We start from the raw sequence: 14,583 nt of genomic DNA on the forward strand, positions 1-14,583 counted from the left end.
TACACCGTTCTGCTACATCCCATATAAAATCTTTTGTAGCAGCAACGTCGCTAAAATCTTATTACGCTAGTTATATAGCAGCTTTGCACAAAATACGTATTCCGCGCATAAAGATCTAAATTTACCGTAAGATAGCAATATCAAAAAATTACTACTCACATTATGTCGATCTGCTTGTGACTCAGAATTTGCAGTTCCTAGATCCGCCATGCAACATATACACACGAGTAGATCCATATCACCAAGAGCTTAGTCTCATTGCATCTACTCTGAAGGTTTATTTCACGCTTAGGTCTATAAAATTCAATTTTGGTATTGGTGAGAAATACTGGCTAGTAATACAAATTCCGTTCCGGCAGGGGATATTACTAAAGCGGTGTATCATTATAATACATGCTACCACTCATCTAGTACTTACTTAGGTGAGCCGAAAGTATGCTAACCATATTCCGCTGCTATATGGAATATGGTTAGCACTGATTGTGCATCTAGATTATTTCTATATACTTATATATAGATTCCAAATAATATCTTATTCTGGTGAGTTAGATTAGTATTAATCTAACTCAAGTTTATTTATAGGAAAACTAAATTAGTTTTACTCAAATTTATAGTTATAGTTCTAGCAACTAATATTATTTCTAGAATGTTTTTCTTAATACAAATAAGAAAAAACGCAATTCTTATCAAATTAGGATTTGACATAAGTATAAATCGAACTATAAGTTTTATAGTTGATTTTTGTATACATGGAAAAGCATTATTTAAAATGGAATATCATCATCCATCTCATCGAATTCGCTATTGATAGGTGAGCTTTGGCGGTTAGTACTACCGCCCGCACCCTTCTGAACATTACTCGCCCCACCTCGGGAAGGGGCTACAATTTCGCTGCGCCGGGATCCACTAGAAGTCGCGCTACTCTGGTTATCCCCTCCACGGCCACCTAACAACTGCATATTGTCTGCAATAATTTCTGTCGAGTAACGGTCTTGGCCACCCTGGTCCTGCCATTTTCGGGTACGGATACGTCCCTCAAAGTAAACAGATGAGCCTTTTTTTAGATATTCGGCAGAAACTTCTGCTAAACGTCCAAAAAGAACCACACGGTGCCATTCAGTCAGCTCCTTTAATTCACCAGATGTTTTATCTTTATATCGCTCCGTTGTTGCTAGACGAATATTAGTTATCGCATCACCGCTTGGCAAATAGCGAGTTTCTGGGTCAGCTCCAAGGTTTCCCAGGAGAATTACTTTGTTGACGGATGCCATATTAACTTTGCTCCAGTTTAATTCGATACGCTTTACACGAAGTGTCGGATATAAGGTTAATGAACCTCGCTATAGCTATTCACTGTTAGTGGTATCCTCATGGGGATAGCGATTATAAGCCATGAAAACACTAGAATAAAACAAGCATAAAATACGGCTGTATCACTATACAGCTTAAGCAACCAACCTCCCATTACACCACCCAGAGCAAACCCAAGAGCCTGCGCCGTATTGTAGATACCCATTGCAGCGCCCTTGCGCGTACCTAGAGCGAGCCTCGATACGAGCGAGGGCTGCGACACCTCTAAGATGTTAAACCCAGTAAAGTAGATAAGCAGGGCCGTAGCTACTGCTATCGCCGTATGTCTAACTTGGGACAGAACAATCGGGCTAATTAGAATAGCGATGATGCTCCAGAGCATCATGGACTTCATCCGACCCCGCTTCTCGGCTATGATAATCGCCGGTATCATCAACATAAATGCTAATACCATAACTGGTGTATAGATCTTCCAGTGCGACGAGATCGGCAATCCGGCACCGACTAGAATCCGAGGAACAACAACGAATAATGCACTTTGCGTCGCATGTAATGCAAATACACTAAAGTTCATTCGTAGAAGTTCGCAGTGATGAAAAACCTCATTAAAATGCGCTTTAATATGGAGAGGCGGTAATTTAGGATTAGGGACAATCCACAGTACAACTGCAATTGCTAACACTGATAGTATTCCGATCGCTGTAAACAAACCACTCATGCCAATTACTGTATATAGTAGTGGAGCGACGACAATAGCTACCCCAAACGAGGCCCCAATACTGCCTCCAACTATCGCCATTGCTTTTGTGCGATTAGATTCAGTTGTTAAATCGACGATAAGTGCAAGCACAGCCGAGGAAATCGCTCCGGCACCCTGCAATGCACGTCCAGCAATGATCCAGTAAATATTATTTGCACATGCGGCTACCGCACAGCCGAACGCGAAAATCGCTAATCCAGAGACAATTACCGGCTTGCGCCCAATACAGTCAGATAACCATCCGTAGAAGATATACAGCGCCGCCTGTGTAAGGCCATAGATGCCGACTGCGACTCCGACAAGCACTGCGTTATCGCCCCCGGGTATCGTTCGTGCATAGACCGAAAACACCGGCATAATCATAAACAAACCAAACATGCGTAAAGCGAAAACTGAGGCAAGTGAAATGGTTGCACGCAGCTCTAGCGTATTCATTATGGATGGAGGTGGGGAGGATGTGGACATGAAAATATTCCATCCATTTATACATTTTTATTAAACAGCAGAATTACCGATTGGAGTCTAGTACAACAAATTAACCAATTATAGTATCGAATCTAACAGGATTCTAGCGGAGCTTCTGGTGCTATTGCTCAATGGAGAAAATTTGTATCTGTAGAAAGCAATCCACATTTTTAAAATATCAGTCCTGACCTGTGGAACTTTAGACTAATTATGTCGCTGAGTTAAAAGGTTCAGGCAAGTAAGTCGTTACTCATTTTGATATACCTCCTAGAGGAACGTATACGCTATGTCGAGAGCCCATCTGCGCATAGTCGGCAGTCCCTACAATTCATAGAAAATCTCATGTTTGATTCAGAACTTGTCCCCAGATTTAGGCAAAAAGCTACGCATTCTATACCCCAAGCTCCACAGTTAATACCGATTATAGAATCGGACTGCCCTCCGGCTATTTTATATGGTTAGAGTACTAACTATACAGATCACCGCATAGCCACATAGGTATAACGAGTATCTCAAATAGTCGATACCACGCCAGCACTGCCCGAGAACATGAGGTTAGTAATTTTCGCGACGATCCCGATTGTGATCAACCGAAATGGCAAGCACACCGACGCATTCGGAAAATTTAGGCGCAAGGTTTTGTCAGATTCTAGATTCAATCCGAAAGCGGTATCGCACATGAAGGCACTGTGAAAATCTTTGAGGTTGACACCACTACCTAAGTTGCAAAAGAGTGATAAACTATGATCAAGGTCGTCGTAGATCGGCTAAAAGTGCGGACCCAAATGAATCGGGTCTTGCGGAGTCTTCTGAAATTGCAATCTAGCTTGCCGATGGGAGCCCATCTCACTAGAAATGAACAGTAACACTGAGCATCAGTTCAGTGCGAAGAACGCATACTGGCTACCTCTTACCCACCGCAAGAACTCAAGCCGCGCTTGTTCTCATTTAATAATTTGATAGGTGTGTGTCGAAATGCGATGGTCTAGGGAAAATTACCTTTGAACCCGCAAGTGACTGCGCATTTTTTAAATACTATAATATAGCTGCATTTTGCGCATTCGATATTGAAATGACTGTTGAAAATCTACCCCATCTGATACGTAAATTTATATTTATAATATTTTAACGAACAAGTTATTTAATTCTCGTATATGAAGGGGCGCGGCAGAGCAGCTGTACAGAGTGTCTCACTTAAAGGCATTATTCACAATTTAGATCGCCGCTACTTCGATACAGATTTAGCACATGTGCAAAAAGAACTAGCTTTAGATACTAAGATAACCCGGTATGACCTAGTGTAGGGGTGCTGGATTACGACGTGAGGAGCATCCGTATTAATAAGATCAGCAAGATTATCTCCGATAGTAATGCATAAGCAATTTGCAGGGTAATCTGCCATCTGCTGTAGATGCACTCGATTATTTATTACTAGATAACGGAGCAAATGCTTTCTTGTGTGAGATGCAGTGCATCCATCTTATGTCACAGATCGGCTCATAGAAACCGGCGTGATGCATGTCTTGATAATTTATCGATCGAGCTACATTAACGCGACAATAATTGGTTAATCGGAAGATTAAAGTATTTTCGAGATCTAAGCAACTCACTTATCAGCTCGAAGCACATCGATTTTATAATCAAGACAAAGATTATGTAGTAGATATGGGCTAGGACGCTGGCGAGCGCGGCAGTAAGTAGTTGCGGAGTGGCACGCTGAAGAAAATCGAAGATACCACCGATGCAGTTACCTGGAAGTATCTTTATGGTGAGCAACGGATCGCGGTACATCTGCGGCCTTATGCACCAAACGAGCGATGGTTGCGAAGTACGTAAGCTTACGGCAAAAATCTCAAGCGTATAACGTTAGATTTATTGGGAGGTTTATTACTAGTAAAACCGGTATATCTGGATTAAGTAAGTCTACCTTGAGCCAAGATACTGTTTGTAGTACTAGTACTACCGTGTGACATCTGTACAGATTAGATGTCGATCCTACTCTGCACGATTCTATTAATGCACCAGATATTTCGACAAAGTAATCGACGGGGTAATCTATGCTAATCAGACCCCAAGATTAGCTGTGCGACACGCAAATTCACTTACTGACTGCAGAATTGTTCACCTTGGCGGGACTTATTCGCTAGTGTGCCAGCATCTATGGAACTGGATTATGATTTAGGACAGTTTTCGTGAATATTAAAGGTGAGGTCATTGCGAGTCTTACTTAGACGATAGAATATACAAGGTGTAAATGTACCTTACAGGATATTTACATGCTTGCAATGTATATTACGGCAACGATATAACCGAGATATATTGAAAATCCAATACACAGGAAAATATCAACTAACTTCTTGATACGACAGTTGAAAATGCGTATCAGTTTTTTCGTTTGGTACCAGTGGTCTCAACTTAAGATACTTCTCGATACTGAACTAAGCTACATCCGGCTAGATCAGCTAGAAACTATATTGTCTAGCTGCGAAGCTCAACAAATTAAGTTTGCACCAGAACTGAACAGGGTGACACTGGTCACACGCCTTATATGCTGGATAAGCCGACGATAGGCTCACACTCCAATAATATCGCGCTTCCTATAGAATTCATGTACTCATTGCGCTATCGTAGATAGACGCCTGTCGTCGTCAAGCATATCTCGCCGCAATCAGGGCAGTGGATTTATTATTGATTTTGGACCCCAGAGATATCGGGAGTCAAACGATTGAGCAAGGAGCGCTCAAATACGAGGCATAATCGCAAATAAGCTTTACTGGAAAATACCTGGTATAGTTGCGTCATACACTCTTGTATCGCTGAAACATACACTAAATGTAGGCGTGACGCATGCGTCATACAATTGCTGATGCGCGTGTAGACACATAGGATTGAGTATGGCAACAGAATATGAAACAGCTCAGCTGAGAAATAACCAACATGACTCAGTACACGGACAGACTTCAGTAGGTTATTCATTGCCTAAGCTTGCTGTAGTAGATATTGTCAGCTATCTGTTTATGATCGCTGCCATGATACTGATTATTGAGTTAAAACTGCTCGGTGTTCTGCTTTCTGGGCTATTAGTTTATCAAGTTATACACAAGACATCGCCTAGCTTAGAGTGTTACTTGTCTAGCCAGAGAGCTCGGTGGTTCTCGGTCGTATTCGTCACATGTATTGTGGTCGTTAGCTTTATCGGCATCTCTCTGGGAATCGCACAGTATATCGTAAAGAATGTTACTAGCGTTCAAGCACTATTTGAGCATGTGATATTGCTCTTTGAGCAGAGGCGTTCGCAACTTCCAGTCTGGATATTGACATATCTACCCAGCAATGCTGCCGAAATCGAATCGAAAATTAATATCCTGCTATCTGCTCATGCAACTCAGATTCAGGAGGGCGGTAAGACTGCAATGCGGGGTATCGCGCATGTTCTGATCGGCATAGTTCTAGGCGCGATTGTAGCTATCAGTGCGCAGCATCGCGCAACTCGTGCACCGCTGCTTGCGGCACTAGTCATAAGAATATCGCGCTTTGCTGACGCATTTCGTCGAATCGTGTTCGCGCAAGTTAAGATTTCAGCACTGAATACGTTTTTTACTGGGCTTTACCTGCTTGTCGCATTACCGCTATTCCATTCGAGCTTACCTCTATCCAAGACATTGGTGATTTTCACGTTTCTGGTTGGATTATTTCCGGTTGTCGGAAACTTAATTTCAAATACCGCGATCGTGCTCATCTCATTGGCTTCTGGGGTTGGCGTCGCTATTTCCTCATTTGCTTTCCTGGTTCTAATTCATAAGCTGGAATATTTTTTAAGCGCGCGCATTGTCGGCGGCGAGATTGAGGCTAAAGTATGGGAACTGCTAATCGCGATGCTAGTCATGGAAGCAGCATTTGGATTGTTCGGGGTAATTGCCGCACCGATCTTCTATGCTTATATCAAACGTGAGTTAGTGCTCTCTAACCTAATTTAGAAAAATGGTTTTCGCACCTAGCACATAACGCCTAGCCCAGGCTAGGCGTTATGTGCTAGGTGCATATTTTCTTGATAGTAAAATCAATAGCGTGTCATTGCAGCTAGCTGCATATATTCGATATCTAAAGCAAATGCTATCCGCGGATTGAGTACTCATCTAAATTTCGAGTGTAATATCTCTATATTAAGACAAGAAGTTCAATTGCTAACAGGGCTCGATCAACCAGGAATTGACTTTATTTCTGCCTCACCGCCAGTATCTGTCTAAGTGGCTGCCATATCATCGAGATGATAATTGCGCTTACCTGACTATATCAATCGGCTGCACCGGCGGACGGCGGCATCGCTCTGTTTATATTGCTAAAGTGCTAGCTGAACGCTTTGTGCATAAGGTGAACGGCTAGTACGACATCGAGAGTCTCTAGCTCTAATAGCAATAGTAAGTCAGCATATACCAAAAGTAAGTAGTTATCCAACTAACATATATTAGCTTTAATACTATCTCAAAGATTTAAGAATAGCAGCAAAAAGTAATAGGTAAAGCGCGCAGCTGATGCGAGCGAATAGAGATCGATCCAGGCCCAGAATTAGACCAAGCTTGATAATTCATAACTATAATTTTCTAACGCAACCGCACCCCTCTGAGAAGCAAATGATCGCTTCTCTATTTTGGTATTTTGGTGTAACTAGCAGCCCGGGATCTCGTAAATACGCATCCCGAAGACAATGTTTGTTACTAAATACCTATACGAACCACTATCATAGTTCAGATTACAACAAGGCTTTTTAGTAGCTTTCGTATCGGTGCAGGTAATCCATAGGTACTAATATCGTCAAGGCATACCCATGCCATGTCCACGCGAGCAGCGAGCTGGGGTTCATTAGATAGTTTCGCAAACTTCACTTCAATTTCTAGGCGAAAATGTGTAAACGAGTGTATCAGAGAAGCAAGCGGTGCCAGCACGACGGCTTGACCACTTAGTTGTTCTGCCTGCTTAGTGAGTCTATTTACATCATCTGCTTCAGGTAAACTCCAGAGCCCCCCCCAGATACCAGCCGGGGGTCGTTTTTCAAGTAGCACTCGATCAGCACTGCGCAACACTAGCAGCATTATATGGCGCATTGGTGCGGGTTTCCTGAGCCTAGAAGCCGGTAACTCGCGTTGTCGATTCGTTAAATTAGCTACGCATACTAGTGCAAATGGGCAGCGACTACAATCCGGGCGGTTGCGTAGGCAGAGCATTGCCCCGAGGTCCATCAGTCCTTGCGTATACGGAATGATTGGTTCAATCAGTACGCTAGCGCATCGCTCTATATTATTCAATACTCTTTTTGAGATTTCGTAGTCTGTTGGAAGTAATGATTGAGCTAGCGTCCACATCGCAGTCTCTATATGTTTATCGCCTGGAAATCCCTCAATCCCAAAGATTCGTGCAAGTACTCGCTTAACATTTCCGTCTAAAATAGGGGATCGTACGCCGAATGAGAATGCAGCAATTGCGGCCGCTGTTGATCGGCCGATTCCGGGTAGTAATACAAGTTGTTCAATAGTTTTCGGAAACACACCGCCATACTGCTTCTGTACAATGATCTGCGCACACTTGTGTAGATTTCGCGCCCTGGCATAGTAACCTAAACCGCTCCATAATACCATTACGTCGTCAGAAGAAGCAGATGCTAAAGCGTAAACGTTAGGAAAACGCTCAAGAAACCTTAAATAATACGGAATCACTGTTGAGACTTTCGTCTGCTGCAGCATTATCTCGGATAACCATACTCGATACGGATCTCGGCTGCGCTGCCATGGTAGGTTATGCCGTCCATGCGTAAGCTGCCACGTAATTAGATGCGATGCAAAGTTAACTGGTTCTATATAACTCCCACTCATCTGTCGATTAATCGCTAGCAGATTTGCAGTCATAGGCAAGGCTTTTTCATAAATGAAATACGAATACTTAAAATTAGTGCTGCTACCATATTCTTCTAACAAAAGCCATAAACAGGCTTTTAAATATATAGAATAAATAAATCTACTATTCGTATTAACTTTACCATTAATAATAGGCCTTACCGCATCGACTGTATACGCATACAGCACTGCACCTTCAAAGATTCGACTCCAGGTCGAGTCAACGGTTAATGCTTAAATGCGGTACTCGACAAGTACGGACAGTAATTATTAGAAAGTTGCGCAGAAATCTACGGTATCTAGATATTCGAGGGGCGTTCTAAGTTATTGATCTTCAAGTTTGAATTCGGATACCCACCCCACTTTAGAACTACACTTATGTCAGAATGACTGGCGCTAGCCGTTGCTGAACGAATTTCGCATTTCGACGCACCGCAAGCCGCATTCAGCGCTGATCGTCAAATTTATCTATTGAGTGCGAGCATTACTACGTTGAGGTGAGGGCAGTTAACGGATGTTGTCTAACTAAGCATAAACTTAAAGCTGTACAAATCGCCCCTCCCTTGTGAGGGACTGTCAATATGCTAAAGCTAAATATAGCTATTTTTACAGCATATATATCCGATAGCTGGCTATATACATAATCTCTCTGCCTATTACTGTCTCGAATAGACATAAGACTTAGATTTCTATATCTATTCGAGGCAATAATACACTTAACTTTCGATAAAGTAGTGCGCCAGAATTCTAATTGCAGTCATACGGAATACACACTAAATAGTAAGCCTCCTTACCATACTTACCCAGCTAAACGAAGCATAGGTCAAATATATACGACTAACTAATAGTTATATCTAATACTGTTAATATTTCCTGCGCTGATTAATCTTGAGCAAAGAAACCCTGATCCAGGTTAAGCAACTACTAAAATCACAGAACTTCGTGATGACTAGAAGGTGAGAAAACATCAGCCTAAGTCAGATACATCTCTAGCGGGCGAGATATATAGTAATAATTATATGCGCACGGATCATCCGAAAAACCTACTCATCGAATTTAAGCTGGCCGCACCGATCGAAGTACCGCCAACACGTATATAGAAATGGCTTGGTTCCTGTCTACGCAAAGCGATATGACAAATACTGAGGGTGTTGGAGCATACGCAAAAGCACCAAAACGTTTTATGACGAACTGAATGGAGTTTACAGTAACTGATAATTGTCGAGCTCGACAGGGCATTTTCTGGGAGAAGATGCTAAGTGCTAATAATCTCATGAAGAAACTATCTTCGTTTCTACAAAATAATATTTCATTATAAATATTGTTAACTAGATTAAGACTAGCGATATAGCAATATGGTAAACGTGATACACGGAGCTCCATCTTTTTACTAGAGACCAGTTGTGTTTAAAAGCAATTTAAATAGGTTCAAGTTATTATAGTAGGCAGTAAGATTCACCGAAGCCCAAATTGCATAACGATATGCTATTTAGAGTACCAAAACGGTGCAATATAAATAACTGCGATTTATAAAAATCTGTTAGATTTTTATCGCTCTTACTACTCAAAGTGGGTTTTGTATCGTCGCTACTAACGGCTTTAAGAAATTGATTACTATGTACTATTGATGTAGTACGCTCAGTTTCTTCATTCTATCACAAGCCACTTGCCCACCCCCACCACAACAGCCCACTAAAATAGTTTCCGATATAGGAAGCTATATAACCGAGGAATATTGTGCGTGCGCACCATAGACGATTATTATATATAGATCAAGCCTTAGTACCTTCGATCTACATAAAGAGATGCTACAAATAGCACCAATCGTATCGGAACTATTGCGGGATAGACGTCTCTCATACTACAAGATAAGTAAATAGACTACGGTACTAGTTGCGAGCATTGGTATCTCTATACGCGCATGGCGCTGCACCGACCGACGATGCTAACCGCTTCAGGTCCATCAAATAAGACGATTGGAGTATTAAATATTTGGCTACATAGAGGCGCTAGAAAATCATGTGAAGCTCATAAATATGGTGCAGAAATCTCTGGGGCTATCAACTAAGCTCATATTAGACTAATAAACCGAGCACAGATGTCTACAGTAAAAACTCCCATGACTGAAACTGAAGAAATGCTGCGTAACTGTGTAGCCCCAGCAAAGCTTAATCTTTTTTTGCATGTGACTGGTCGGCGAGGTGACGGCTACCATGAGCTGCAGACCGTGTTCCAGTTGGTGGACTGGGGTGATATATTGCATTTTAGGCGCCGTGATGATGGGAAAGTACGACATCTGCAGCCACTAGATGGAATTCCTGGGCAGACTGATCTTAGTATTCGAGCAGCAAATCTGTTGCAACAGCACAGCGGTTGCCATTATGGTGTAGAAATAGACATCGACAAGCGTTTACCGATAGGAGCAGGAATGGGCGGGGGCAGTTCGGATGCGGCAACCACCCTGCTCGCATTAAACCGACTATGGCGTTTATATTTGCCCCGTACGACATTACAAGCCCTAGCTCTAAAACTCGGTGCCGATGTCCCGTTCTTTGTATTTGGTCGAAATGCATTTGCGCAAGGCATAGGAGAGCAATTACAAGCAGTTCAGCTTCCAATGCGCACTTTTCTAGTAGTGAAACCAGCAGTACATGTACTAACTGCTGAAATTTTCCGCTCTGAGGCGTTGACAAGAGACACCAAACGAATAAAAATTACAGACTTTCTTGCGCATCGAAAAACTGCTTATGCAAATAGAGCATGCGCAGGAAAGTGGCCAGATAATTTTGGCCACAACGATATGCAAGATATTGCCTCCAAAAAATACGTAGAAATAGCAAAAGTATTAGATTGGTTTTCACCAATAGGACCGGCACGTATGACTGGGTCGGGTGCTAGTGTGTTTGCAGCATTTCCTAGTGGGGTAAAAGTAGCACAAGCAAGGCTTCCTGGTGGCTGGAAGAGTGCGGTAGTATCAAGTCTAGACTACCATCCGTTGTACACTTTCGCCTTGTAATCGTTTCATAGAAAGTTTCGCTACGTCAGGCATAAGAATCTTGACTGCGAAAATGATGTGTATAGGGGAGTCGCCAAGTTGGTTAAGGCACCGGATTTTGATTCCGGCATTCGAAGGTTCGAATCCTTCCTCCCCTGCCCATTACCAATGTTATGGGTGTAGCGCTCCATAAGTGCTACACACTCCATCTAATGCCGCGCCCACCGAGTAGCAGATGCACGATGAACAGTGACGGCCTTATGGTATTTACCGGAAACGCAAATCCATCGCTTGCACAGAAAGTTGTTAAGATATTGGGCATCCCTATTGGTAAGGCTATGGTTAGTCGCTTCTCGGATGGGGAAATTCAGGTTGAGATACAAGAAAACGTCCGAGGAAAAGATGTATTCGTTTTACAGTCGACCTGCGCACCGACAAACGATAACCTGATGGAGTTAATGATTATGGTCGACGCACTTAAGCGCGCATCGGCCGGACGGATCACGGCAGCTATTCCATATTTTGGTTATGCTCGACAAGACCGTCGACCCCGCTCGGCGCGTGTTGCAATTTCTGCAAAAGTTATTGCTAATATGTTAGAAATAGCCGGTGTAGAACGAATTATTACTATGGATCTGCATGCTGATCAGATTCAAGGTTTTTTCGACATTCCCGTTGATAACATTTATGCAACGCCAATGCTACTCAGTGATCTGCGTAAGCAAGCATATGATGATCTTCTGGTCGTATCACCGGACGTTGGTGGCGTGGTACGCGCACGCGCTTTGGCAAAACAGCTCGACACAGATCTAGCAATCATTGATAAACGCCGCCCTAAAGCAAACGTCGCTAAAGTGATGAATATCATCGGTGAAGTTGAGGGTCGCACGTGTGTGATTATGGATGACATGGTTGACACTGCTGGAACACTATGTAAGGCAGCGCAAGTTCTGAAGGAGCGTGGGACGAAGAAAGTATTTGCGTATGCGACACACCCAGTGCTATCTGGTAGCGCGATCCAGAGAATCGCAGACTCAGAACTCGATGAGCTAGTCGTTACAGATACAATTCCGTTAAGTAAGCATGCCCTGCAATGTCTACGGGTGCGTACCTTATCATGCGCCAGCCTACTTGCTGAAACTTTCTCACGAATTCGCCGAGGCGAATCAGTAATGTCACTGTTTACCGAACATTGAGACTAGCCCCTTTTAGGATAGCTTTGTTCTAAATAACTCAGGAAATTTTCCCCTGACTCACTGTCAGTTATGGGCAATTATTGGAGAGACAACATGAAAGTAGTCGCTTTTTCGCGTAGTCATAAAGGAACTGGTGCAAGCCGCCGCCTACGTAATTTAGGAAAAATGCCGGGTATTGTGTATGGTGCGGGCACTGAACCAAAGTTGATTGAGTTAGATCATAATGCTTTGTACCACGCAATAAACAAAGAAGCATTCCATTCGTCGATTCTTGATCTAGAAATTTCCGGTGTAACTGAAAAAGTTTTACTGCGCGATGTCCAGTATCATCCATTCCGCCGGAAAGTGCTTCATGTAGATTTTCAACGTGTCGACGAAAAGAAAAAGATTACCGTAAGAGTTCCGCTTCACTATATGAACCAAGAAGGATCTCCCGCAGTGAAACTTGGGGGCGGCGTGATTATGCATGTGTTAAACGAAATTGAAGCGTCGTGCTTACCGAGCAACCTGCCTGAGTTTATTGAGGTAAACTTAGCTAACCTCGAATTAAACCAATCTTTACATGCTCAGGATGTTAGTCTACCGGCTGGCGTCGAACTAACACCTCACTGCGAGCAGGAAAACCCAGTAATTGTATCCGCAACTCTGCCTGCTAGTGTAGTATCAGATAATGGGTCTGAGCCCCCAGAGGGCAACATGACAGCCACATAATGTATGGACACTTGCTACAAATATCAGAAATTTACTAGAAAATAGTCTTTTATATACACTAGTACGATGCGATACAGTTGAATTAGTTATTCTGAGCCAATCTTCTGGAGTTGTGCTGAGAGGTAGCAGTTTTTAACTAAATTCATGAATAGCAATACTATCATGATTAAATTAATTGTCGGAATCGGCAATCCAGGCATCGAATATGTAGCTACTCGGCATAATGCAGGATTCTGGTTTATCGATCAGCTTGCGAAAAAAATAGGCGTTAAGCTGCATGATGACCGCCGATTTCACGGCGCCTATGCACAAGCGTGTCTGAGCGGTGAAGAAATTCACTTGCTAAAACCAGACACATTTATGAACCGGTCCGGATTATCTGTGATAGCGTTGGCAGAATTCTTTGGAATTTTGCCAAAATCTATTCTCATCGTTCATGACGAGTTAAGTTTTCTACCGGGTATTACTAAACTAAAGTTAGGCGGTAGCAGCGGCGGCCATAATGGCTTAAAAAATATTGCCGCGCATCTGTTAACTTGGCAATATTGGCGTCTGCGCATCGGTATTGGTCATCCACGAGACTTAATGCCAGAAAGTGAGCGAGTCAAATCTAAATTTGATGTAGTGAATTTCGTTCTAAAAAACCCGCGCTCAGAGGAAAAAAATCTTATCGATATAGCTATAGATAAAAGTCTAGATCTAATACCATTAATTGTTAGGGGGGAATTCGAAGTTGCAATAATCAAGCTACGAGGTTGTATCGCACATAGAAAATCTGAATATCAGACAGAACGATTATATTAAGGTTTCTCAAAGCGCGCTGTCAGCTCACTTATTGTCTGCGATCAAAGCGTAATACTTTTCTGCCAGCTGATCGTGTGTCTCAGGCCACTTAGGGTTTACCGGAATACATTCAACAGGACATACTTGAACACACTGCGGTTCGTCAAAATGACCAATACACTCAGTACATTTATTGGGATCGATCAGATAGATTTCTGATCCCATTGAAATTGCACTATTTGGGCATTCTGGTTCACAGACATCACAATTAATACACTCGTCGGTAATCATTAAAGCCATTTATGAACTTTCCAAGTAAATTTGGACATCATGATTTTTTGAGGTTAATCTCTTGGCTTAGTAACGTATGAATATTTGATCTATGCAAAGCAGAAATATTCATTTGACGTGATTCTGAGCTAGATATAATATATTCTGCTACCTCAATAATCTGCATTGCCGTGGCATGAGTAA

The 14,583-nt window shown here is 42.5% G+C and carries 13 protein-coding genes and 1 tRNA gene; 9 read left to right on the forward strand and 5 right to left on the reverse strand.

The features are described 5' to 3' along the window. Positions 1 to 764: 764 nt before the first annotated feature. From ssb to GKR41_RS03560, 3 genes are all read right to left on the reverse strand, one after another. Entirely contained in the window at positions 765 to 1,271 is a 507-nt protein-coding gene (ssb, locus tag GKR41_RS03550) for a single-stranded DNA-binding protein (protein WP_226809787.1), read from the reverse strand. A 56-nt stretch (positions 1,272 to 1,327) separates the two neighbouring features. Then, positions 1,328 to 2,536: an MFS transporter gene (locus GKR41_RS03555; protein WP_420885653.1), complete on the reverse strand. Its 1,209-nt coding sequence runs from the start codon at positions 2,534 to 2,536 to the stop codon at positions 1,328 to 1,330. Positions 2,537 to 3,048: 512 nt separating this feature from the next. Further along, complete coding sequence (locus GKR41_RS03560; RefSeq protein ID WP_226809788.1) at positions 3,049 to 3,216, reverse strand: hypothetical protein; 168 nt, start codon at positions 3,214 to 3,216, stop codon at positions 3,049 to 3,051. 1,021 nt (positions 3,217 to 4,237) lie between these two features. Between GKR41_RS03560 and GKR41_RS03980 the strand changes: the two genes are divergently transcribed. From GKR41_RS03980 to GKR41_RS03570, 3 genes are all read left to right on the forward strand, one after another. Further along, a complete protein-coding gene (locus GKR41_RS03980) occupies positions 4,238 to 4,372 on the forward strand; it encodes a hypothetical protein (protein ID WP_276313953.1) in 135 nt (44 codons plus the stop codon). Between the two features lie 1,058 nt (positions 4,373 to 5,430). Then, the gene (locus GKR41_RS03565; RefSeq protein WP_226809789.1) at positions 5,431 to 6,513 is read left to right on the forward strand and encodes an AI-2E family transporter; all 1,083 of its coding nucleotides are present in this window, start codon (positions 5,431 to 5,433) and stop codon (positions 6,511 to 6,513) included. A 232-nt stretch (positions 6,514 to 6,745) separates the two neighbouring features. Then, positions 6,746 to 6,919 (forward strand): RapZ C-terminal domain-containing protein, encoded by a 174-nt coding sequence (locus GKR41_RS03570; RefSeq protein ID WP_226809790.1) that lies wholly within the window; start codon positions 6,746 to 6,748, stop codon positions 6,917 to 6,919. A 362-nt stretch (positions 6,920 to 7,281) separates the two neighbouring features. Here the strand turns inward: GKR41_RS03570 and mutY are convergent, their stop codons facing one another. Continuing rightward, on the reverse strand, positions 7,282 to 8,403 hold the full coding sequence (mutY, locus tag GKR41_RS03575; protein ID WP_420885676.1) for an A/G-specific adenine glycosylase: 1,122 nt from the start codon (positions 8,401 to 8,403) through the stop codon (positions 7,282 to 7,284). A 977-nt stretch (positions 8,404 to 9,380) separates the two neighbouring features. On the opposite strand from mutY, the gene GKR41_RS03580 reads away from it, so the two are divergent. The 6 genes from GKR41_RS03580 (at position 9,381) to pth (ending at position 14,130) form a co-directional block, all read left to right on the forward strand. Next, positions 9,381 to 9,524, forward strand: a complete 144-nt coding sequence (locus GKR41_RS03580) for a hypothetical protein (RefSeq protein WP_226809792.1) — start codon at positions 9,381 to 9,383, stop codon at positions 9,522 to 9,524. A 1,019-nt stretch (positions 9,525 to 10,543) separates the two neighbouring features. Continuing rightward, positions 10,544 to 11,440 (forward strand): 4-(cytidine 5'-diphospho)-2-C-methyl-D-erythritol kinase, encoded by an 897-nt coding sequence (gene ispE / locus GKR41_RS03585; protein ID WP_226810257.1) that lies wholly within the window; start codon positions 10,544 to 10,546, stop codon positions 11,438 to 11,440. A gap of 63 nt (positions 11,441 to 11,503) precedes the next feature. Next, positions 11,504 to 11,577: transfer RNA gene (locus tag GKR41_RS03590), tRNA-Gln, on the forward strand. Between the two features lie 84 nt (positions 11,578 to 11,661). Beyond that, entirely contained in the window at positions 11,662 to 12,615 is a 954-nt protein-coding gene (locus GKR41_RS03595) for a ribose-phosphate pyrophosphokinase (RefSeq protein WP_226809793.1), read from the forward strand. 93 nt (positions 12,616 to 12,708) lie between these two features. After that, positions 12,709 to 13,326: a 50S ribosomal protein L25/general stress protein Ctc gene (locus GKR41_RS03600; RefSeq protein WP_226809794.1), complete on the forward strand. Its 618-nt coding sequence runs from the start codon at positions 12,709 to 12,711 to the stop codon at positions 13,324 to 13,326. A gap of 162 nt (positions 13,327 to 13,488) precedes the next feature. After that, positions 13,489 to 14,130: an aminoacyl-tRNA hydrolase gene (pth, locus tag GKR41_RS03605; RefSeq protein WP_226809795.1), complete on the forward strand. Its 642-nt coding sequence runs from the start codon at positions 13,489 to 13,491 to the stop codon at positions 14,128 to 14,130. A gap of 24 nt (positions 14,131 to 14,154) precedes the next feature. On the opposite strand, the gene GKR41_RS03610 is transcribed toward pth, so the two are convergent. Continuing rightward, positions 14,155 to 14,409, reverse strand: a complete 255-nt coding sequence (locus GKR41_RS03610) for a YfhL family 4Fe-4S dicluster ferredoxin (protein WP_226809796.1) — start codon at positions 14,407 to 14,409, stop codon at positions 14,155 to 14,157. Positions 14,410 to 14,583 lie beyond the last annotated feature (174 nt).

This window comes from Candidatus Vallotia laricis (assembly GCF_020541325.1).
Taxonomy (GTDB): Bacteria; Pseudomonadota; Gammaproteobacteria; order Burkholderiales; family Burkholderiaceae; genus Mycetohabitans; species Mycetohabitans laricis.